We start from the raw sequence: 1,408 nt of genomic DNA on the forward strand, positions 1-1,408 counted from the left end.
CATTGACGGTTGTAGCCGGAGGGGCAGCGGGCGACTTCGCCAAGCCTCGGGCCGGATGGCCATCCGGCCCGAGGCTCAATCGCTTCCATCGCACATAATCATCTCGTGCAGATACAAGGGGCGGCGCAAGCGTCAGGACGATTGGCGCTTCACAGCGAACGCATCGGAATGTCCAAGCCACCGCCCGGCCCTCGCTGGCTTCTGGGATGGCCCTCCCAGGTGAGCGCAATGCGGCTGTGGCTCACACCTGCGCTCCATCTTCGGCGACGCCGGCGGAGACATTTGCGCGCGCCGCGGGCCTCGCCACCTTGGTGACGAAGACGATGACCGCCAGCGTCAGAAAACATGCGCCGACCAGATAGGGCGCACCGCCGAAGGTCACCGGCGCGCTTGGCCCGGTGAACCAGGAAAAGATCGCCGTATAGAGCAGCGGCGTGATGATCGAGGTGATCGAGAAGATCGAGGTCATCGCGCCCTGCAACTCGCCTTGTGCCGAGGGCGGCACCTTGGCGGCGGCGAGGCTCCTCAGCGGCGGATCGGCCAGCGCTTCCAGACAGCCGACGACGATCACCGCATAGATCATCCAGCCTTGCGACGCGAAGGCGTAGCCGAAGGCGCTGGCTGCCGTGAATGTCAGGCCGATGACCGCCGTCTTCCACTCGCCAAGCCTCGGGATCACGCGCGGCAGCACCGTCGCCATGACGATCGCACCGCACAGGCCGAAGGCGCCGAGCGAGAAGCCGATCTGCTGCTCGCTCCAGCCATAGCGGTAGCTGGAGACGAACGACCAGACCGCCGGATACATCATGTGTCCGAGCGTCATCAGGAAGAAGACAAGCCCGATCCAGCCGATGCCTTGATATTGGCGCATCTGCAGCAGCGTGCCGACCGGGTTGGCGCGTTTCCACTCGAAGCGGCGGCGATGCTTGTCATCGAGCGTTTCCGGGAGGAAAAACAACGCAATGAGGAAATTCACGAAGGCGAGCCCGGCGGCGAAATAGAATGGCACGCGCGGCCCGAACGTGCCGAGCAGCCCGCCCAGAACCGGCCCGATGACGAAGCCGACGCCAAACGCGATACCGAGCAGGCCGAAATTCTTTGCCCGGTTCTCATCGTTCGAGATATCCGCGATGAAGGCTGAAGTCGTCGAATAGCTGGCGCCTGAAATGCCGGCCAGCACACGCCCGATGAACAGCATCGGGTAGGACCAGGCGACCGCGCAGATCAGATTGTCGATGGAGAAGGTCAGCACCGATGCGAGCAGGATCGGCCGCCGCCCGAACCGGTCGCTCAAGCCACCCATGATCGGCGCGAAGACGAACTGCATCGCCGCATAGACGAACAACAGCCAGCCGCCTTCGATCGCCGCGCCACTGATGCTGACCCCGGTCAATTCCCTGAGATAGGC

The 1,408-nt window shown here is 63.9% G+C and carries 1 protein-coding gene; it reads right to left on the bottom strand.

Annotated elements, in window-relative coordinates:
• Positions 1-241 precede the first annotated feature (241 nt).
• Positions 242-1,408: TCR/Tet family MFS transporter (locus EN939_RS34145; RefSeq protein WP_164751515.1), on the bottom strand; the 1,167-nt coding region annotated here is incomplete at its 5' end.

It is taken from the genome of Mesorhizobium sp. M7A.F.Ca.CA.002.05.1.1 (assembly GCF_003998335.1).
Classification (GTDB): domain Bacteria; phylum Pseudomonadota; class Alphaproteobacteria; order Rhizobiales; family Rhizobiaceae; genus Mesorhizobium.